The following is a 19,834-nucleotide window of genomic DNA, read 5'->3' on the forward strand; positions in this document are numbered from 1 at the left end:
TCGCGATGATAGCGCCGCGCCGGCCGGATCGTGGACGCGCTCAGTGGCATTTCGGTGCGTGCAGGCCGACGCGATTGCCTTCGGTATCGATCAGGTAGCCGATGTAGCCGTAGTTGTTCGGCAGCTCGATGACCGAGCCCTGCACGACGCCGCCCGCGCGCTTTGCGCGGTCGAGTGCCGCGACGACCGATTCGCCGGCGTTCAGGTACACGAGCACGCCGTTCGCGCTCGGTTTCATCTGCTGCGGATCGAACACGATGCTGCCGCCCGTGCTCGACGCTTCGTGATCGAACAGGGCCATCGGCACGCCGCCGATGACTTCGCGCTGCAGCGTCGTCTGCAGCACGGTTTCGTAGAAACGGATCGCCCGGTCGAAATCGAGGGACGGAATGTCGAACCACGCGATTGCGCGTTCCACGGTTGCGGTTTCGGTTGCAGTTGCGGTTGCGGTTGCGGACGTCATGACGAGCTCCTTGTTGTTCGGGTTCTTGATGGAAACCAGCCTTGCATTGCGCCGGGATTGCAGTGTGATCGGGGGCTGCTGACAGCGTGCTGTCAGTAGTCGTGGCAGTGCTGACAAAACGGCCTGACGGCTTTGGCGGGCAGCACGGTGCGGGAACGCATCGGTGCGCGGGTGGCGGGGCGGCACGCGGGCACCGCCCGCATGGGTGCGGTGAAAAGAAAAACGCCCGGCTCGGGCCGGGCGTCGTGTGGGTGTCGGCAGGCAGCCGCGGCGGCCGCTCGCGTGTCAGGCGTCGCCTTCCGGCGCGGCCGGGCGTGCCTTCACGCTGCCGGCGATCAGGTCGAAGCGGAACAGCCGGCATTCGAGCGCGCCGTTGAACAGCGGCGTCTTCGCCGATTCGCGCAGGCGCAGCTGGCCAGGCAGCGACCGGTCCGACGTCAGCAGGAACGCCTGCCAGCCCGTGAAGCGCTGCTTGAGCGCATCGCCGAGCGCGTTGAAGAACTCGCTGTCCGGCGCGTCGGTGTGCGTGCGGCGGAATGCGTCGTCGTTGCCGCGGTTGCGGCCTGTCTCGCGCACCTCGCCGCGCGCGCTGCGGCCGCGCACCTCGATCCGCTCGCCGTACGGCGGGTTCGCGAGGATGATGCCCGGGCCGTCGCACGGCGGCGTCATTCCGCGCGCGTCGACCTGCTTGAGCCACACCGACGGCACGCCCGCGCGCTCGAGGTTCGCGCGCGCCTTCTCGAGCATGTCGCCCGAGATGTCGCTGCCGTACACGCCGAGCGAATCGCGCTTGCCGCGCGCCGCGCGCTTCGCGTCGAGCGCCGCGACCTTCAGGCCCTGCCATGCGGTGATGTCGTACTGCTTGAGCTTTTCGAAGCCGAACCGGCGCTCGACGCCCGGTGCGACGCCGAGCGCGATCTGCGCGGCTTCCGCGAGGAAGGTGCCGCTGCCGCACATCGGGTCGTACAGCGGCGTGCCGGGCGTCCAGCCCGTCAGGCGCAGGATGCCGGCCGCGAGGTTCTCGCGCAGCGGCGCCGCGCCCTTGTCGAGGCGCCAGCCGCGCTTGAACAGCGGCTCGCCCGACGTATCGAGGTACAGCGTGCACTCGGTGGCCGTCAGGAACGCGAACACGCGCACGTCCGGCGCGCCGGTGTCGATGCTCGGGCGCGCGCCGGTCTTGTCGCGCATCCGGTCGCAGATCGCGTCCTTGACGCGCAGCGTCGCGAATTCGAGGCTCTTCAGCGGCGACTTGATCGCGGTGATGTCGACGCGCAGCGTCTGCGTCGACGCGAACCAGCGTTCCCACGGCTGCTCGAGCGCGAGCGCGTAGACGTCCTGTTCGTTGCGGTACGCGCGGTGCGCGATCTTCAGCAGGATCCGGCTCGCGATGCGCGAATGCAGGTTCGCGGCCATGCCGGCGGCCCAGCCGCCGCGGAAATGAACGCCGCCCGGCACCTGCGCGCCCGCGGTGAACGGCGCGCCGTCCAGATGTCGGCCGGCGATTTCGGCCAGCTCGGCGGCAAGCGCCGCTTCGAGGCCGCGCGGGCAGGGAGCGAAGAATTCGTACAGGGTGGGCGAGGACATAAGGCGGGTGAGGACGTGCAAAAGTCCACTATTGTACGCGGCGCGGGCGACCGAAGCCGGCGTCGCATCCGAATCGGGATGCCGGCGCCGGTGCGCCGGCCGTGACGGCGAGCCGGCCCGCCCGCGCGTCGGCGCCCGCCCGCGCGGCGCGCCGACGCTGGAAGTTCAATGCGAGCCCGGCTGGCCGGCGCGGGCCGCCGGGGTGCCGGCCGGCCAGAACAGCGCGGACGGCTTCGACAGCACCGTGCGCACGATCGCGCCGACCAGCGCGCGCACCTTGGTGCGACGCAGGCTGCGCGAGCGCACGGCCATCGTGAATGCGAGCGCGAAGCTCACGAGCACGTTGAGGATGGCCATGCTCAGCACGCCGGCGCAGGCCCACCACAGCTCGGGCGTGCTCAGTGCATCCTTGCCGAGCACGCCGAGCGCGATCCCGATCGAGCCGGCCGACAGCGTCACGTGGCGCACCTCGAACGGGAACAGGAACACGGTGACGATTGCCGGAATCAGGCCGAGCATCAGGCCGAGGCCGACGTTGGCGACCACGCCCGCGACGTTCGAGCGGCAGAAGTGCGCGAGTTTCGCGGCGCCTGCCGCGCCGAGCGTGAGCCGCAGCCGCCGGTTGTATGCGAGCGCGTCGCCGACCCGGTGCAGCACGAACCAGTTGTCGGCCCAGCCCGCGAGCAGACTCGACGCCCACAGCAGCACGCCCGTGAGCGCCGCGTAGAACGGCGTCGGCCCCAGCAGCGAGAACGAATGCAGCGTCGCATGCGCCTTGCCCGGCGAAATCAGGTTGGCGTGCAGCAGGTTGCCCGCGAACAGCTGCACGAGCAGGCACACGGGCAGCACGACGAGCACGTTGCCGGAAATCGCCGCGGCCTGCGTGCGGATCAGCGCGATCACCGACGCGACGAACGCCTTCACGCCTTCCTCGTGACCTGTGTCGTCGAGTTCACGCGCGAGCGTCGGCGCGGTCATCGCGGGCTGCTTGGTCGCGAGCGTGAAATGCAGGAAGTGCATCAGCATGAAGCTCGCCGCGTAGTTGACGCCCGCGAGCAGCCCTTCGAGCATCGACTGCAGGTGCGCGCCGGTGATCGCGAACTTCACGCACACGGTCACGACGGTGACGAGCCCGCCGCCCGCGGCCATCCGCAGCATCTTCAGGTACTCGGCGCGGCCGCGCGAGATGTAGTGCTCGCCGGTGTCCGCGTTGGTCTCGACGAGCTTGCGCGCGAACAGCGAGAAGTTGCTGCGCATGAGGTGCGACACGCTCTGGCTGTTCTGGTTTGCGTCGACGAGCTCGGCCGTCAGGCGGGCCATCCCGCGCAGATCGTCGCGCGCCATCCACGCGTTGAGCAGCATTTCGGCGCGCAGGATGCGCATGCGCATCCGTTCGACCTGGAACACGATGTCGACCGACACGCCATTGCGGTACAAGTGCGCGAACACGTCGTCGACGGCAATCCGGCATTCGTCGAGCAGCACGCGCAGGTAATTCACCTCGTGCAGCAGCTTGCTCGAGTCGCCGCCGTCCTCGACGGCCGCGTGCGCGGTCTCGACCGCGAGCATCGCGCGCGTGAGCCGGTAGAACGGCTGCGTTTCGAGCGGCTGGCGTTCCAGCGGCTTGCGCGCGTCGTCGTCGGACAGCCGGCTGCGCACCGTCTGCGACAGGCCGGTCGAGCTGATCTGGCAGGTCAGGTTGTGCAGGGCGGCGAGCAGGTCGCGCGAGAACGAGCCGGGCTCGTGGCGTTCTTCGTCGGTGACGTCGAACGAGATCAGCTCGGCGAGGCGGGCGAGCAGGTCGTCGGGCAGCGCGTCGATCCATTGCGCGTCTTCCGGCGTCGGGAACATCAGCGTGAACAGCGCCGTCAGTTCGCGGCGGTTCGGCGCGGGCGGAATCAGCGACGCGTCGATGCGCTCGAACAGCGCGCCGAAGAAACCGGAATGCACGGGCATCCCCGCGTCGCACAACAGCGAGATGCCGTCGCATTCGCGCAGGATCCCGCGCAGGATGCGCGCGGCGTGCGATTTCCATGCGGGGTTTCGGTCGAGCACGTGGAACAGGTAGCGGAGCCGCGCGTGCGCCGGATACGCGCGCGCGTCGGCGTCGCGTTCGGCCGGCGTGTCGTGCGCGACCTGCATCGCGCCGTTGCGGCGCAGCCAGTGCGCGAGCTCGATCAGCCATTCGCTGCGCTCGGCGTACGACGCGTCCGCGTCGGCATGCGCGAGCAGCGCATCGAGCTGGTGGCCCGCATTGCGCGACGCGCGCCACTTCTTGATCAGGGTCGTCAGGGAACGAAACATAAACGGAATAGCGAAAGCCCTGGACGGGCGGGTTCGGGATGCCGGCCGGCACATGGCGCGGCACCGGGGAGAACGGTGAGGCTGGTCGGGTGTCCGGACGATGCACGGCGACCCGCGATGCGGCTGCCCCGGCGCGGTGCATGCGGACACGCATGCGCGCTCCGGGAGGCGCGGCGATCGAGCCGGACACGACGGGCGGATCGCCGCCGGCGGGCGCACACGACGAGCGGCGCGAGCCGGGAAGTGCGTAGGATCGTCAATCGGGCGTGAAAACGCAAGCCGACCGCGTTGTGTGGTGCCGGTTCCGGCGGATTTTGACAAACAATGCAAAACCGCCGTCCGGCCGATGGATGCCGAGCGGCGTCGGCCCGAGCGGCGAGGGGCGGCGCGGCCGGCAGGTTCGCGTGCGCGGTTGCGCGCGCACGCGGGTCGATGTCGACGATGACTATCGGGCAGCGTGTGCCGGGTGCGGCCGCACCGCGCGCATGCGTCCGACGCCGGCTCGCGCGCCGCGCTTACGCGCCGGGCTTGCCTGTCGCGCCCGCGTCGTCGCCGGGTGTCGGGTTGGCCGGGCAGGGCACGACGGGCGCGGTGGCCGGTGACTTGCCGGACGCGCTCGTCGCGGCGGTCGACGCAACCGCGGCGCCGCGCCGCGCGGCCATCGCGCGCACGCCGGACGCGGCCTGCGATGCGATCACGTCGAGCGCGCGCCGGTGGCCGGCGACGAGCGCGTCGTAGCCGTCGGCGACCGGTTCCGCGACGCTCGTGCGGCACGTCATCACGGCCTGCGTGCCGAGCGCGCGCACGCTCCACACCGCGTCGATCGCCGCGCGCTTGCCGGGCCACGACTCGAAGCGCTGCACGTTCACGCTGATCCGATAGACCGGCACGCCGGCCGGATACGCGGAATTCGCGACGTCGATCGTGCCGAGCTGCGCGGCGAGGTCGTCGGACAACGCGCGGCGGATTTCGTCGGCGGGCGGCGCGGCCCAGCGCTCCTGCTCGAGCACGTCGACCTGCGCGGCGTTCTTCTGCACGACGAGCTGGTTCTTCGCGACCTGCTCGGGCACGCCGACGGACGGCACCTCGATCAGGAACGACGGGTTGGCGGGCGCGCTGCGCACGGGCGCGGTCGCGTCGGCCGGGCTCAGCGTATAGAACCGCGCGGGCGGCGAGCTGCACGCGGCGAGCGCGGCGAAGACCGCCGCCGCGCCGCTCGCGAGGATGTTCGCGCGTGTCGTCGTCATTGTTGATCTCCTGGCTTGCCCTTGAGCAGCGATTCGGGATGGCGCTCCAGATAGTCGGCGAGCGCGTTCAGCGATTGCAGCGTGCGCGTGAGCTCCTTCAGCGCGCCGCGCACGTCGGACTGCAGCGGCGAATCCTGCTGCAGCGTCGCCTCAGCGGTCGAGAAGGTCTGCTTCGCGGCCGACAGCGTGTCGCGCGCTTCCGGCGCGACCTGCGTGTCGAGTTGCTTGAACAGCTTGTCGGCATTCGACAGCGCGCTGTTCAGGTTCGCGCCGATCTGGTCGAACGGCACCTTGTCGAGCTTCTTCGCGATGTCGGCGACTTGCAGCTGCAGTTCGTCGAGCGTGTTCGGCACGGTCGGCAGCTCGAGCGGCTGGCGTGCCGCGTCGATCTTCACGACCGGCGCCTTCGGGAAGAAATCGAGCGCGACGTACAGCTGGCTCGTCAGCAGGTTGCCGGTGCGCAGCTGGCCGCGCAGCCCGTGCGTGACGAGGCGCTCGACGATCTCGCGGCGGGCCGCTTCGCCCTTGCTTTCGATTGTTTCGCGGAAGCGCGGGCCGAGCCGCTCCGGATACACGTTCATCGTCACCGGCATCAGGAAGTTCTTGGTCTTCGGATCGAAGTCGATGCCGATGTTCGTCACTTCGCCGAGCACGATGCCGCGGAAGTCGACCGGTGCGCCTACCGCGAGCCCGCGCAGCGACTGGTTGAAGTTCATCACGACCTGCAGCGGCTGGCCGTCCGGATCGCGCATCGCGTCCGCCTCGTCGGAGCCGAGGCGGAAGGTCGTGTTGTTCGGCGCCGTTGCGCCGCTGTCCTGGTTCGGCGGTGTCTGGAACGCGATGCCGCCGAGGATCACCGTCGCGAGCGACTGCGTGTTCAGCTTCAGGCCGCTCGAATCGAGCCGCAGGTCGACGCCGCTCGCCTGCCACCAGCGCGAGTTCACGCCGACGTACTGGTCGTACGGCGCGTTGACGAACACGTTGAACGTGACGCCCGTGCCGTCCTTGTCGAGCGAGAAGCCGACCACCTGGCCGACCTGCACGCGGCGGTAGTAGACGGGCGAGCCGATGTCGACCGAGCCGAGCGAATCGCCGCGCAGCACGTACTGCGTGCCCTTCTGGTCGCCGGTCACGGCCGGTGGCGTCTCGAGGCCGGTGAAGTCGGTCTGCGTGTCCTGCCCGTGGCCGGCGTCGACGCCGATGTACGCGCCCGACAGCAACGTGCCGAGCCCCGACACGCCGGTCGCGCCGACGCGCGGACGCACGATCCAGAAACGCGAGCCCTTGACCGCGAAGTCCTCGGCTTCCTTCTTCAACTGCACCTGGACGAGCACGCGCGACAGGTCCTTCGACAGCTTGATCGTCTTGACCATGCCGATCTCGACGTCCTTGTACTTGACCTGCGTCTTGCCCGGCTCGAGCCCTTCCGCGCTGTGGAAGCTGATCGTGACTTCCGGGCCGCGCTCGCGCACGGACTTGATCACGAGGCCGATACCGATCAGCGCGGCGATCAGCGGCACGAGCCAGACGAGCGACGGCAGCCAGCCGCTTTTCGTCGAGATCGCCGGATCGGGCGGCCGGGACGCGTCTTGCTGCGGGCCTTGCGGACTATTCATGGTGTTTCCCTGAGGTTTCGACTGGATCCCAGATCAGGCGGGGATCGAACTGCATCGACGCGAGCATCGTCAGGATCACGACCGAACCGAACGCGAGCGCGCCGGGGCCGGCCGTGATGACGGCGAGCGAACGGAAATGGACGAGCGCGACGGTGAGCGTCACGACGAAGATGTCGAGCATCGACCAGCGGCCGATCCGCTCGACGATCCGGTACAGGCGCGTGCGCTGCAGCGGCCGCCACGCGGTGCGCCGCTGCGCGGTGCCGACGAGGATCGTCAGCACGCCGAGCTTGAGCATCGGCACGAGGATGCTGGCGACGAACACGACGACCGCGAGCGGCCAGTCGCCGGACGTCCAGAAATAGATGACGCCGCTCATGATCGTGTCCTCCTGCGAGCCGACGATCGACGACGTGCGCATGATCGGCAGCAGATTCGCCGGAATATAGAGGATCGCGGCCGCGATCAGCAGCGCCCAGGTGCGCATGATGCTGTTCGGCGTGCGAAAGTGCAGCGTGCTGCCGCAGCGCGCGCAACGCGCGTGCGGATGGTCGATCGTCTGCACGAGCCCGCATGCATGGCAGCTGGCGTAGCCCTCGCGGGCGGCGGTCGGCATCGTCATCGGCGGGGGGCGTCCGGCTGCGGCGGGGAGCCGTCGGGCGGGGCAGGCGTGCGCCGCGCGCGCAGGTCGTCGGCGATGTCCCACAGCGTGCGTGGATCGAACATGAGCACGACGGCGGTCATCAGCGTGAGCGCGCCGAACGCGAACAGCGCCGCGTCGGGCACGACGCGCGCGAGGCTCACCATCTTCACGATCGTCACGACGATCCCGAGCATGAACACTTCGATCATCCCCCACGGCCGCACGAGCTGGATCGTGCGCAGCACGAGATTGAGGCCCGGCGGCACGACGCCACGCCGGATCGGCAGCAGCACGTAAAGCAGCGCGGCCATCTCGACGAGCGGGAACAGCACGGTCGAGCAGAACACCATCACGCCGACGATCTCCATGTCCTGATGCCACAGCGCATCGATCGCGCCGATCAGCGTCGTCTGCACGCGGGTGCCGTTCAGGTCCATTTCGAGGATTGGGAACGCCTGCGCGATGACGAACGTGACGAGTGCGGCGACCGCAAGCGCGCTGATGCGCTCGATCTGCGTGGTGCTGTTCCGATAGAGCAGCGCGTCGCAGCGCGGACAGCGCGCGATTTCGCGGCCGCTCAGGCGCGGTTTATGCAACAGTGCGTCGCATTCGTGGCAGGCAATCAGGTCGTATCGTTGCATGGAAAAGGCAGTGGTGCGACCGCTGGGGGAGCGCGTCGACGGGGCCGGAACCCGCGCCAATCTTACCAAAACGGCTTTTTCGGCGTGTCAACGCCCGGTTACTGGGTGACCGATCGGTAACATGGCGTAAACATGGCAGCGGGCTGACGGGCCTGTCCTGAGAGCCCGCGCGTGACAAAAGGTTGCGGTAGCATGGCGCCCGTGACAAGCGTCGGACGAATTTACCGGCGCAGCCGTTCGCTCAACTGAGGAAATCCAAGATGGCATCGAAATCGCCGCCGGCCCGGCCGGCCCGCTACGCGCACACCGCGATCGCGCTGCACTGGCTGATCGCGCTGCTGATCGTCTGCGCGTTCGCGCTCGGCTGGGTGATGACCGACATCCCCGGCTTCACGCCGACGAAGCTCAAGTACTTCTCGTGGCACAAGTGGATCGGCGTGACGGTGTTCGCGCTGGCCGTCGTGCGCGTGCTGTGGCGCGCGACCCATCAGCCGCCGCCGCTGCCGGACGACACGCCGGCGTGGCAGCGCGCGGTGTCGCACGGCGTGCACATGCTGCTGTACGTACTGATGATCGCGATTCCGGCGACGGGCTATCTGTACAGCTCCGCGTCGAACATTCCGGTCGTCTACCTCGGCATCGTGCCGCTGCCGCGCCTGATCGACCCCGATCCGGTGCTGAAGGAAACCTTCAAGACGCTGCACGTGTCTTTGAATTACATTCTGCTTGCACTCGTCGCCATGCATGTCCTCGCGGCGCTCAAGCACCAGTTGTTGGACCGCGACGGCCTGCTGTCGCGGATGCTTCCCTCCGCCAAATGAAGGATCCCATGAAAGTGTCTTTCTCCCGCTCCATGCTGACCGCGTTCGCCGCGGTGTCACTTGTCGCGTCGGCCGCGGCGCATGCCGACGTCGATCTCTCGAAGAGCAAGGTGTCCGCCGTGTCGAAGCAGATGAACGTGCCGACCGAAGGCGCATTCAAGAAGTTCTCCGCGCAGGTGAAGTTCGACCCGGCGAAGGCCGCGCAGGGCAGCGCGCAAATGACGATCGATATCGCGAGCTTCGACCTCGGCGACAAGATGTACAACGACCAGGTCGCGGGCAAGGACTGGTTCGACGCGAAGGCGTATCCGCAGGCGACCTTCGCGTCGTCGGCGATCGCGCCGGCCGGCGGCAACAAATACAACGTGACCGGCAAGCTGACGATCAAGGGCAAGTCCGAAACCGTCACGGTGCCCGTCACGGTCACGCAGAGCGGCTCGACGCAGACCTTCGACGGCGTGCTGCCGATCAAGCGTTCGGCGTTCAACGTCGGCACCGGCGAGTGGAAGGACACGTCGATCGTCGCCGACGAAGTGCAGATCAAGTTCCATCTCGTCGCCACGAAGTAAGCGGCGACGGGCTGTCGCATCACCCAGAATGCCGCGCGAGGGCGCGGCGCTGTTCCAAGGAGAAAGCGTTTGAAAAAGCATCTGATCATCGCCGCGGGCGCGCTGGCTGCTTCGCTATCGTTCTCGGCATTCGCCGACAGCGCGACGTACCAGTTCGACCCGAGCCATACGTACCCGAGCTTCGAGGCCGACCACTTCGGCGGCCTGTCGGTCTGGCGCGGCAAGTTCGACAAGTCGAGCGGCACCGTGACGCTCGACCGCGCGGCGAAGACCGGTACGGTCGACGTGACGACCGACATCGCGTCGATCCACACGGGCAGCGCGAAGCTCGACGAGCACCTGCAGACGGCCGAGTTCTTCGACGTCTCCAAGTTCCCGCAGGCGAACTACAAGGGCACCATCAAGTTCGACGGCGACAAGCCGGTGTCGGTGGTCGGTAACCTGACGCTGCACGGCGTCACGAAGCCGGTCACGCTGAAGATCGATTCGCTCAAGTGCATGCCGCATCCGATGCTCAAGCGCGAAGTGTGCGGCGTCGACGCGGTCGGTGAATTCAACCGCGACGATTTCGGCCTCGACTACGGCAAGCAGTACGGCTTCAAGATGAAGACGAAGCTGCTGATCACGGCCGAAGCCATCAAGCAGCAGTAACGCGCCCGACCGGGCCGGCCGCCGCGTCACGCTGCCGGCCCGTCGCGAGCCAGCCGCCGCGCTTCCGTTTCCCGGGGGCGCGGCGGTTTTTTTTGCGCGCCTATAATCGTCGGCGCAGCTCGCGGCGCGAGAACCGGCGCGCCGGACACAACGTACAACGACAAGGAGATCGCCGATGCATGCCGTCACGCAGTCCAGCTCCATTGCCTCGTCGCCGCGCGTGTGGCGCGCGGTGGTCGCCGCGTCGATCGGCAACGCGCTCGAGTGGTTCGACCTCGTCGTCTACGGCTTCTTCGCGGTGACGATCTCGAAACTGTTCTTTCCGGCCGGCAACGACACCGTGTCGCTGTTGCTCACGCTCGGCACGTTCGGCGTGTCGTTCTTCATGCGCCCGCTCGGCGCCATCGTGCTCGGTGCATACGCGGACCGCGCGGGCCGCAAGGCCGCGCTCACGCTGTCGATCCTGCTGATGATGGCCGGCACGCTGGTCATCGCGGTGCTGCCGACCTACCAGACGATCGGCGTCGCCGCGCCGCTGATCCTCGTCGCCGCGCGGCTGATGCAGGGCTTCTCGGCAGGCGGCGAATTCGGCAGTGCGACTGCGTTCCTGGCCGAGCACGTGCCGGGCCGGCGCGGCTTCTTCGCGAGCTGGCAGGTCGCGAGCCAGGGCCTCACGACGCTGCTCGCCGCCGGCTTCGGCACCGTGCTGAACGCGCAGCTCACGGCGGAGCAGATGGCCGCGTGGGGCTGGCGCATCCCGTTCTTCTTCGGGCTGTTGCTCGGGCCGGTCGCGTACTACATCCGTTCGAAGGTCGACGAGACGCCCGAATTCCTCGCGGCCGAAAGCACCGCGAGCCCGTTGCGCGACACGTTCGCGTCGCACAAGGCGCGGCTCGTGGCCGCGATGGGCGTGGTGGTGCTCGGCACCGTCGCGACCTATCTGGTGCTGTTCATGCCGACCTACGGCGTGAAGCAGCTCGGCCTTGCGCCGTCGGCTGCGTTCGCCGCGATCCTCGTCGTCGGCGTGATCCAGATGGCGTTCGCGCCACTCGTCGGCCACTGGTCGGATCGTTACGGACGCGTGCGCGTGATGCTCGCGCCGGCCATCGCCATCCTCGTGCTGATCTATCCGGCGTTCGCGTACCTGGTCGCGCATCCGGGCTTCGGCACGCTGATCGCGCTGCAGGTGTTGCTCGCGTTCCTGATGACCGGCTATTTCGCGGCGCTGCCCGGGCTGTTGTCCGAAGTGTTTCCGGTGCAGACGCGCACGACCGGAATGTCGCTCGCGTATAACGTCGCGGTGACGATCTTCGGCGGCTTCGGGCCGTTCATCATTGCGTGGCTGATCCGCGCGACCGGGATGAAGACCGCGCCGAGCTTCTACCTGATGTTCGCGGCCGTGCTGAGCCTTGTGGCGCTGATCGTGCTGCGCCGGCGGTTCGGGTTCCGGTGATGCGAAGCGTGCGGCGGCGCGTCAGTTGCTGACGCGCTCGCATACCGGTTGCGCCGGCATCAGCTGCGCCGGCGCGGTGATGGTCTGCACCGGCCGACCGGCGAGCGCGTCGAGCGCCTGCCGGAGCTGCCAGTCGGCGGCCGTGCCGAATTCCCGCTGCGGCAGCGCCGCGCTCTTCGACGTATCGATTTTCTCGCGCACGCGCGCGTCGCGCAGTTTTTGCCGTGCCTTGCGCACCTGTGCGAACGGATCGGGCGCCAGCCGGTCCGCATACGGCGCGCGGGCGAGATCGACTTCGCGGTACCACAGCAGCACGCCGTCGACGTCCGAGTCGCGGCGCGGCGGCACGAGCCAGTCCGGCACGACGCCGTAGCCGTCCATCGGGCAGCCGTTCGGCCGCAGATTGCGCGCGAACGTGAAATTGACGCGCGTGCCGTCGATCAGGTCGACGCCGGTCTGCGCGAGTCCCTTTCCGTAGGTCGGCATCCCGACGAGTCGCGCGCGGCCCAGATCCTTCAGTGCGGCCGCGGTCGCTTCGGCGGCCGACGCGCTTTGTCCGTCGACGAGCACGACGAGCGGCACGGTGCGCCACCAGTCGTCGGCCTGCAGCGGCGCGAGCGGATCCTGGCCGTGCATGGCCGGCAGTTCGTAGTCGGGCCAGTTGGTCGTGAAGCGGCGGCGCTTCGTGCCGTCGCGCTCGAGCGTCACCATCACGGTGCGGTCGCGCCCGGCGAACAGTGCGGTGATGCCGATCGCCGCATTCAGTGCGCCGCCGCCGTTGATGCGCAGGTCGAGGATCACGCCTTTCACCGTCGGCCCCGCGCGGCGTGCGGCCTGCACGGCGTCGATATAGTTGCCGACCGCGGGCTCCGGGAAGCTCGACAACCGCGTGTACAGGATGTCGCCGGCGAACCGCCTTGCGCTCGCCGGGTGTGGGCGGACGATCGCGCGGACGGGCGCGAAGGTCAGCGTCGCATGGTTCGCGCCACGCCGGATTGTGAGCTTCAGCGGCATGCCCGCGTCGCCCTTCGCGAATTTCACGACCTCGCTGCTGTCGATGCCGACCACGCTCCGGTCGTTCATCGCGACGACGAGATCGTCGGGCCGCACGCCGGCCTGTTCGGCGGGCGCGTCCGGGATCACGTCGATGATGTGGAGCCCGTCGGGCCGCGTCTCGAACACGATGCCGATGCCCGGCGTGCCGTCGCGTGCGCGGCGCTCGTCGTCGAGCCGTTCCTGTTCCTCCCTCGCGTTGAAGAAGCGCGCGTACGGCAGCGTCTTGATCCCGTCGTGCACGGTGGCGTCGAGCAACGCACCGATGTCGACGTCGGTCAGGTGCTGCTTCTTCAGCACTTCGACCGCGGCCTTCAGTTCGCAGAGCTGGGGTTCCCAGTCGGGCGGGCAGGGTGAAGGTTGTGACGTCGCGGTAGCGGCAGCGACGGCCGGCGCGGACGCGGATTGCGCACGGGCGGCCGATGCGCATGCAACGAACGCAGCCGCGGCGGCGGCACCGGTGCTCCAGGCGACGATGCGATGAACGACACGCGTGGCAGGCATCATGAGGACCGCGGCTTCGACGTGTGGCGGGGCGGGGTGGTGAAGCGATTGTAGCCGACGGTCCGTGCGCCGCACCGGAGGAAGCGCGCACACGGCGCGCATGAAAAAAGGCCGGTCCAACAGGACCGGCCTTCTGGTATCCGCCGAAGCGGCGCGATGCTTAAACCTGCGCGCCCGCGTTCGGATCGTCCGGATCGTGCGCGGTCTTCTTTTCCTTGATCAGGTCTTCGCGCTTGATGCCGAGCCACATCGCGAGCGAGCCCGCGACAAACACCGACGAGTAGATGCCGAACATGATGCCGACCGTCAGCGCGAGCGCGAAGTAGTGCAGCGTCGGGCCGCCGAAGAAGAACATCGACAGCACCATCATTTCCGTCGACGTGTGCGTGATGATCGTCCGCGACATCGTGGTCGTGATCGCGTGGTTGATCACCTCCGACACGCTCATCTTGCGTTCGCGGCGGAACGTTTCGCGGATCCGGTCGAAGATGACGACCGACTCGTTGACCGAGTAGCCGAGCACCGCGAGGATCGCCGCGAGCACCGCCAGCGAGAACTCCCACTGGAAGAACGCGAAGAAGCCGAGAATGATCACGACGTCGTGCAGGTTCGCGATGATGCCGGCGACCGCGTACTTCCATTCGAAGCGGATCGACAGGTAGATCACGATGCCGATCACGACGCACGCGAGCGCGAGGAGACCATCGGTCGCCAGCTCGCGGCCGACCTGCGGGCCGACGAACTCGACGCGCTGCAGCGTGACGTCGGGGCTCTGCGCCTTCAGCGCGGTCATCACCTGGTCGCTCTGCTGCGCGGACGTGAGGCCTTCCTTCAGCTGCAGGCGGATCAGCACGTTGCGCGACGTGCCGAAGTTCTGCACCTGCGCGTCGGCGTAGCCGAGCTTGCCGAGCGTGTCGCGCACGGGTTCGAGCTGCGCGGCCTGCTGGTACTGCACCTCGATCACCGTGCCGCCGGTGAATTCGACGGACAGGTGCAGCCCGCGGTGGAACAGGAAGAACACGGCGGCGAGGAACGTGACCAGCGAGATCACGTTGAACACCAGCGCGTGCCGCATGAACGGAATGTCTTTACGGATGCGGAAAAATTCCATGGCTTCGTCTCCGGGGCCTTATTGGGTCGAGCCCGGTTTCTTCGGCGACACGCCTTGCTGCGCGCGGTTGCGCAGTTGCGGCTTGCCGGCGCGCGGCGCGTTGCCCTTCGCAGGCGCGGCGAGCTTCGCGGCGCGCGCGGTGTCGGTCGATTCGTCGGCCGCGGCGAACGACGCGCCGGCCGTGGCGCCTTCCGGCTTCCACACCTGGCCGATCGCGAGCGACTTCAGCTTCTTGCGGCCGCCGTACCAGAGGTTGACGATCCCGCGCGAGAAGAACACCGCGGAGAACATCGACGTCAGGATGCCGAGGCAGTGCACGATCGCGAACGCGCGAACGGGGCCCGAGCCGAATGCGAGCAGCGCGAGGCCGGCGATCAGCGTCGTGACGTTCGAGTCGAGAATCGTCGCCCACGCGTGTGCGTAGCCGGCCTGGATCGCGGTCTGCGGCGGCTGGCCGGCGCGCAGTTCCTCACGCACGCGCTCGTTGATCAGCACGTTCGAGTCGATCGCCATCCCGAGCGCGAGCGCGATTGCCGCGATACCCGGCAGCGTCAGCGTGGCCTGCATCAGCGACAGTACCGCGACGAGCAGCAGCAGGTTCACCGACAGGCCGATCACCGAGATCACGCCGAACAGCATGTAGTACGCGATCATGAACACGGCGATCGCGCAGAAGCCCCAGATCACCGAGTGGACGCCCATCTTGATGTTGTCGGCGCCAAGGCTCGGGCCGATCGTGCGTTCCTCGATGATGTCCATCGGTGCGGCGAGCGAACCGGCGCGCAGCAGCAGCGCGAGGTCGGCCGCGGCCTGCGGCGTCGGCTGGCCCGTGATCTGGAAGCGGTCGCCGAGTTCGGACTGGATCGTCGCGACCGTCAGCACCTCGCCCTTGCCCTTCTCGAACAGCACCATCGCCATCGGCTTGCCGATGTTCTCGCGCGACACCGCGCGCACCGAGCGGCCGCCCGCCGAGTCGAGGCGGATGTTGACCGACGGACGCTGGTGTTCGTCGAAGCCGGCCGATGCATCGATGATGCGGTCGCCGGTGAAGATCACGTCCTTCTTCAGCAGCACGGGCGCCTGGTTGCCCTGCGTGAACAGCTCCTCGCCCGGCGGCACCGGGTCGTTCGGGTTCGGGTGCGTGTTGATCGGATCGGCGAGGCGCGCCTCGAGCGTCGCGGTGCGGCCGATGATGTCCTTCGCCTTCGCGGTGTCCTGCACGCCCGGCAGTTCGACGACGATGCGGTCGCTGCCTTGCTGTTGCAGGATCGGCTCGGACACGCCGAGTTCGTTCACGCGGTTGTGCAGCGTCGTCAGGTTCTGCTTGAGCGCGGCATCCTCGACGGCCTTCTGCACGGCCGGCGTGAACGTGCCGACGACTTGCGTGCCGCCGCCGCCGGGCTGGGTCGCCCATTGCAGTTCGGTGACCGACGCGGCGAGCACCTTGCGGGCGTCTTCCGCCGTCTGCGCATCGCTGAAGTTGACGACGACGGACTGGTCGACGCGGCTCACGCCGCCGTCGCGGATGTTCTTGTCGCGCAGCAGCGTGCGCGCGTCGGACGCGTCGGAGTCGAGCTTCTTCGTGAGCGCGCCCGTCATGTCGACCTGGAGCAGGAAGTGGACACCGCCGCGCAGGTCGAGGCCGAGATACATCGGCAGTGCGTGCAGCGCGGTCAGCCAGCGCGGCGACGCGCTTTGCAGGTTCAGTGCGACGACGTATTGCGGATCGTTCGGATCGGCGTTCAGCGACTTCTGCAGCAGGTCCTTGACGCGCAGCTGCGTATCGGTGTCCTTCAGGCGCACGCGGATGTTCGCGTTGGACGCCGTGTTCTCGAAGGTGACGTCGTCCGGCGTGATCTGCGCGGAGGCGAGCGCGGATTCGACCTGGGTCAGGGTGGTCGAGTCGAGCTTGACCGTGGCCTTGCCGCTCGACACCTGCACCGCCGGCGCTTCGCCGAAGAAGTTGGGCAATGTGTACAGAAGGCCGATGGCGAGCGCCACGACCATCACGACATATTTCCAGAGTGGATAACGATTCATGAGGGGGCCGAACGGGTGGTTGGCGTGAAAGCGTCGCGTCCGGCGCCGCGGCGGCCCGCTCTCTCAGGCGGGCACGACGCGGGGAGCCGGACGCTCGGTGAAGGCCTTACAGCGACTTGATCGTGCCCTTCGGCAGAATGGTCGTGACGGCAGCCTTCTGCACGGTGATTTCTGTGCCTTCGGCGATTTCGACGCCGATGTAGCCTTCGGAGACCTTCGTCACCTTGCCGACGAGGCCGCCGCTCGTGACGACTTCGTCGCCCTTCGCCATGGCCGCGAGCATGTTGCGGTGTTCCTTCTGGCGCTTCATCTGCGGACGGATCATGATGAAGTACAGCACCGCGAACATCAGGATGAGCGGCAGGAAGCTCATCAGGCTCGATTCGGCGCCACCGGCACCTTGCGCGAAGGCATTGGAAATGAACGGCACGTTGGTCTCTCCGTAGGGGAAGATCGAAAAATAAGCCGGTTATTCTACCACCGGCCCCATCTGCAAACGGCACGGCAAATGCGCTTTCGGATCAAGCTGTTAAAGCACGAACCGGCAGCGTGGCCGCGCGTCTGGAAAGGTAATTGTAATGTTTGGCGGTCGCGACCGGTGTCGAGACCGCCAAACTTGATACACGTTGCATGTGACGGTTGGCGGCGCGGGCGGCCGGTCCGTCAGTCGACCCCTCTCGCGCGATCCTCCGCGAAGCGCTGGCGGAACGCGTCGAACGTATGGGTCTCGATCGCGTCGCGGATCTCGCTCATCAGCTGCAGGTAGTAGTGCAGGTTGTGGATCGTGTTGAGCTGAGCGCCGAGGATTTCGCCTACGCGGTGCAGGTGGTGCAAGTAGCCGCGCGAGAAGTTCCGGCACGTGTAGCACGTGCAGCTCGCGTCGAGCGGCTTCAGCGAATTCTTGTGCGTCGCGTTGCGGATCTTCACGTCGCCGAAGCGCGTGAAGAGCCAGCCGTTGCGCGCGTTGCGGGTCGGCATCACGCAGTCGAACATGTCGACGCCGTTCGCGACGCCCTCGACCAGATCCTCCGGCGTGCCGACGCCCATCAGGTAGTGCGGCTTGTCGGCCGGCAGCTTCGGGCCGACGTGCCGCAGCACGCGCATCATGTCTTCCTTCGGCTCGCCGACCGACAGCCCGCCGATCGCGAGGCCGTGGAAACCGAGCTCCGACAGGCCCGCGAGCGACTCGTCGCGCAGGTCCTCGAACATCCCGCCCTGGACGATCCCGAACAGCGCGTTCGGGTTGCCGAGCCGGTCGAATTCGTCCAGCGAGCGCTTCGCCCAGCGCAGCGACATGCGCATCGAGTCGGCCGCTTCCTTGTGCGTGGTCGGCACGCCGTTGGTCGCGTACGGCGTGCATTCGTCGAACTGCATCACGATGTCCGAGTTCAGCACCTTCTGGATCTGCATCGACACTTCCGGCGACAGGAACAGCTTGTCGCCGTTGATCGGCGATGCGAACGTCACGCCGTCCTCGGTGATCTTGCGCAGGTCGCCGAGCGAGAACACCTGGAAGCCGCCCGAGTCGGTCAGGATCGGCTTGTTCCAGCCCATGAAGCCGTGCAGGCCGCCGTGCGCATCGATCGTGTCGAGGCCGGGGCGCAGCCACAGGTGGAACGTGTTGCCGAGGATGATCTGCGCGTTGATCTCGTGCAGCTCGCGCGGCTGGATCGCCTTCACGGTGCCGTACGTGCCGACCGGCATGAAGATCGGCGTCTCGACCATGCCGTGGTTGAGCTTCACGCGGCCGCGGCGCGCATGGCCGTCGGTCGTCAGCAGTTCGAATTCGAGCCCGTTGGCGGGGCGCTCCTGCACGGGAGCGTGCGTATCGTGGGATGAACCTTCGGTCATCGCGTCATTCTCCTTGCCACCGGAAAACAGTCCGGCGCATGTTGGAAACGCCGCCGGCAAGCCGGCGGTCGGAAAAGCAGGCACGCGCCATCGAGGCGCGCGCAGCAGGAAAACGGGTGCGGCGGCGGCCGCGCTTACCTGCGCGGCGCCTCCGGCGTGTCGCGCCGTGTGAGCAGCATCGCATCGCCGTAGCTGAAGAAGCGGTAGCGTTCGTCGATCGCGTGCCGGTACGCGGCGCGGATCGTCTCGACGCCCGCGAATGCGGACACCAGCATCAGCAGGGTCGACTTCGGCAGGTGGAAGTTCGTGACGAGCCGGTCGACGACGCGAAAACGGTAGCCCGGCGTGATGAAGATGTCGGTCTCGGCCTGCATCGCCGCGAGCGAACGGCCCGCTTCGTCGGCGCTGCGCGCCGCGGCTTCGAGCGCACGCATCGACGTCGTGCCGACCGCGATCACGTTGCCGCCGCGCGCGCGGGTCGCGGCGATCTTGTCGACGAGCGACTGCGGCAGGTCGTACCACTCGCTGTGCATCCGGTGCTCGGCGATGTTCTCGACGCGCACCGGCTGGAACGTCCCGGCGCCCACGTGCAGCGTCAGCGTCGCGCGCTCGACGCCCATCGCGTCGAGCTTCTCGAGCAGCGGCTGGTCGAAATGAAGCCCGGCCGTGGGAGCCGCGACCGCGCCCGGGTTGGCAGCGTAGACCGTCTGGTAGCGCGTCTCGTCGTTCGCGTCGGCGTCGTGCTCGATGTACGGCGGCAGCGGCAGGCGGCCGTGCTGCTCGATCAGCGTGAGGCACGGCTGCGGGAAGTGCAGCGTGAAGAACGGCTCGACGCGCTCGCCGACCGTCACGTCGAACGCGTCGGCCAGGCGCAGCGTCGTGCCGGCGCCCGGCGACTTGCTCGCGCGGATCTGCGCGAGCGCGGTGTGCGTGCCGGTCACGCGCTCGATCAGCACCTCGATCTTGCCACCGCTGGCCTTCTGGCCGAAGAAACGCGCCTTCAGCACCTTGGTATCGTTGAACACGAGCAGGTCGCCGGGCGCGATGCACGACGGCAGCTCGGCGAAGCGGCGGTCGACGAGGCGCGCGGGCTCGACGGCGCCGTCGACCTCGAGCAGGCGGCTCGCGGTGCGGTCGGGCAGTGCGGTTTGCGCAATCAGCTCGGGGGGCAGATTGAAATCGAAATCGGAAAGCGTGAACATGCGGGCTGGTTCGAAACGGCCGGCGGGCGCCGCCGACAGGGCGGAAACGCATGAATGGGGCGCGCGAGCCGCTATGATGGC

Annotated in this window: 17 protein-coding genes; 4 read left to right on the top strand and 13 right to left on the bottom strand. The window is 68.0% G+C overall.

Annotation, left to right across the window (positions count from 1 at the left end; all coding sequences use genetic code 11):
* Window positions 1–40: 40 nt before the first annotated feature.
* From WI26_RS03025 to WI26_RS03055, 7 genes are all read right to left on the bottom strand, one after another.
* A complete protein-coding gene (locus tag WI26_RS03025; protein WP_069225143.1) occupies window positions 41–463 on the bottom strand; it encodes a VOC family protein in 423 nt (140 codons plus the stop codon).
* 285 nt (window positions 464–748) lie between these two features.
* A complete protein-coding gene (locus WI26_RS03030) occupies window positions 749–2,047 on the bottom strand; it encodes a THUMP domain-containing class I SAM-dependent RNA methyltransferase (RefSeq protein WP_059465420.1) in 1,299 nt (432 codons plus the stop codon).
* 165 nt (window positions 2,048–2,212) lie between these two features.
* Window positions 2,213–4,351, bottom strand: coding sequence for a site-specific recombinase (locus tag WI26_RS03035; protein WP_069225144.1), 2,139 nt, complete (start codon window positions 4,349–4,351; stop codon window positions 2,213–2,215).
* A 515-nt stretch (window positions 4,352–4,866) separates the two neighbouring features.
* Complete coding sequence (locus tag WI26_RS03040) at window positions 4,867–5,598, bottom strand: PqiC family protein (protein WP_069225145.1); 732 nt, start codon at window positions 5,596–5,598, stop codon at window positions 4,867–4,869.
* Window positions 5,595–7,214, bottom strand: coding sequence for an intermembrane transport protein PqiB (locus tag WI26_RS03045; protein WP_059465423.1), 1,620 nt, complete (start codon window positions 7,212–7,214; stop codon window positions 5,595–5,597). The genes WI26_RS03040 and WI26_RS03045 overlap by 4 nt, the downstream gene beginning before the upstream one ends.
* The gene (locus tag WI26_RS03050; protein WP_069225146.1) at window positions 7,207–7,836 is read right to left on the bottom strand and encodes a paraquat-inducible protein A; all 630 of its coding nucleotides are present in this window, start codon (window positions 7,834–7,836) and stop codon (window positions 7,207–7,209) included. The genes WI26_RS03045 and WI26_RS03050 overlap by 8 nt, the downstream gene beginning before the upstream one ends.
* Window positions 7,833–8,498 (bottom strand): paraquat-inducible protein A, encoded by a 666-nt coding sequence (locus WI26_RS03055; RefSeq protein WP_059465425.1) that lies wholly within the window; start codon window positions 8,496–8,498, stop codon window positions 7,833–7,835. The genes WI26_RS03050 and WI26_RS03055 overlap by 4 nt, the downstream gene beginning before the upstream one ends.
* 260 nt (window positions 8,499–8,758) lie before the next feature.
* Between WI26_RS03055 and WI26_RS03060 the strand changes: the two genes are divergently transcribed.
* The 4 genes from WI26_RS03060 to WI26_RS03075 all read left to right on the top strand — a co-directional run bounded on the left by WI26_RS03060 (window position 8,759) and on the right by WI26_RS03075 (window position 11,992).
* Window positions 8,759–9,319, top strand: coding sequence for a cytochrome b (locus WI26_RS03060; protein WP_059465426.1), 561 nt, complete (start codon window positions 8,759–8,761; stop codon window positions 9,317–9,319).
* A gap of 8 nt (window positions 9,320–9,327) precedes the next feature.
* A complete protein-coding gene (locus tag WI26_RS03065) occupies window positions 9,328–9,888 on the top strand; it encodes a YceI family protein (RefSeq protein ID WP_069226336.1) in 561 nt (186 codons plus the stop codon).
* Window positions 9,889–9,957: 69 nt separating this feature from the next.
* Entirely contained in the window at window positions 9,958–10,539 is a 582-nt protein-coding gene (locus WI26_RS03070) for a YceI family protein (RefSeq protein ID WP_059465427.1), read from the top strand.
* Between the two features lie 175 nt (window positions 10,540–10,714).
* On the top strand, window positions 10,715–11,992 hold the full coding sequence (locus WI26_RS03075) for an MFS transporter (RefSeq protein WP_069225147.1): 1,278 nt from the start codon (window positions 10,715–10,717) through the stop codon (window positions 11,990–11,992).
* Between the two features lie 21 nt (window positions 11,993–12,013).
* On the opposite strand, the gene WI26_RS03080 is transcribed toward WI26_RS03075, so the two are convergent.
* The 6 genes from WI26_RS03080 to queA form a co-directional block, all read right to left on the bottom strand.
* The gene (locus WI26_RS03080) at window positions 12,014–13,552 is read right to left on the bottom strand and encodes a S41 family peptidase (protein ID WP_081334214.1); all 1,539 of its coding nucleotides are present in this window, start codon (window positions 13,550–13,552) and stop codon (window positions 12,014–12,016) included.
* Between the two features lie 157 nt (window positions 13,553–13,709).
* Entirely contained in the window at window positions 13,710–14,660 is a 951-nt protein-coding gene (gene secF / locus WI26_RS03085; protein ID WP_059465429.1) for a protein translocase subunit SecF, read from the bottom strand.
* An 18-nt stretch (window positions 14,661–14,678) separates the two neighbouring features.
* Window positions 14,679–16,700 (bottom strand): protein translocase subunit SecD, encoded by a 2,022-nt coding sequence (secD, locus tag WI26_RS03090; protein ID WP_059535377.1) that lies wholly within the window; start codon window positions 16,698–16,700, stop codon window positions 14,679–14,681.
* Between the two features lie 106 nt (window positions 16,701–16,806).
* On the bottom strand, window positions 16,807–17,130 hold the full coding sequence (yajC, locus tag WI26_RS03095) for a preprotein translocase subunit YajC (protein ID WP_006401647.1): 324 nt from the start codon (window positions 17,128–17,130) through the stop codon (window positions 16,807–16,809).
* 233 nt (window positions 17,131–17,363) lie between these two features.
* Window positions 17,364–18,551 carry a tRNA guanosine(34) transglycosylase Tgt gene (gene tgt / locus WI26_RS03100; RefSeq protein ID WP_069225148.1) on the bottom strand — a complete coding sequence of 396 codons (1,188 nt, stop codon included), beginning with the start codon at window positions 18,549–18,551 and terminating at the stop codon, window positions 17,364–17,366.
* 134 nt (window positions 18,552–18,685) lie between these two features.
* A complete protein-coding gene (gene queA, locus WI26_RS03105) occupies window positions 18,686–19,753 on the bottom strand; it encodes a tRNA preQ1(34) S-adenosylmethionine ribosyltransferase-isomerase QueA (protein WP_069225149.1) in 1,068 nt (355 codons plus the stop codon).
* Window positions 19,754–19,834: the final 81 nt, after the last annotated feature.

The organism is Burkholderia diffusa (genome assembly GCF_001718315.1).
In the GTDB taxonomy this organism is placed as follows: Bacteria; Pseudomonadota; Gammaproteobacteria; order Burkholderiales; family Burkholderiaceae; genus Burkholderia; species Burkholderia diffusa_B.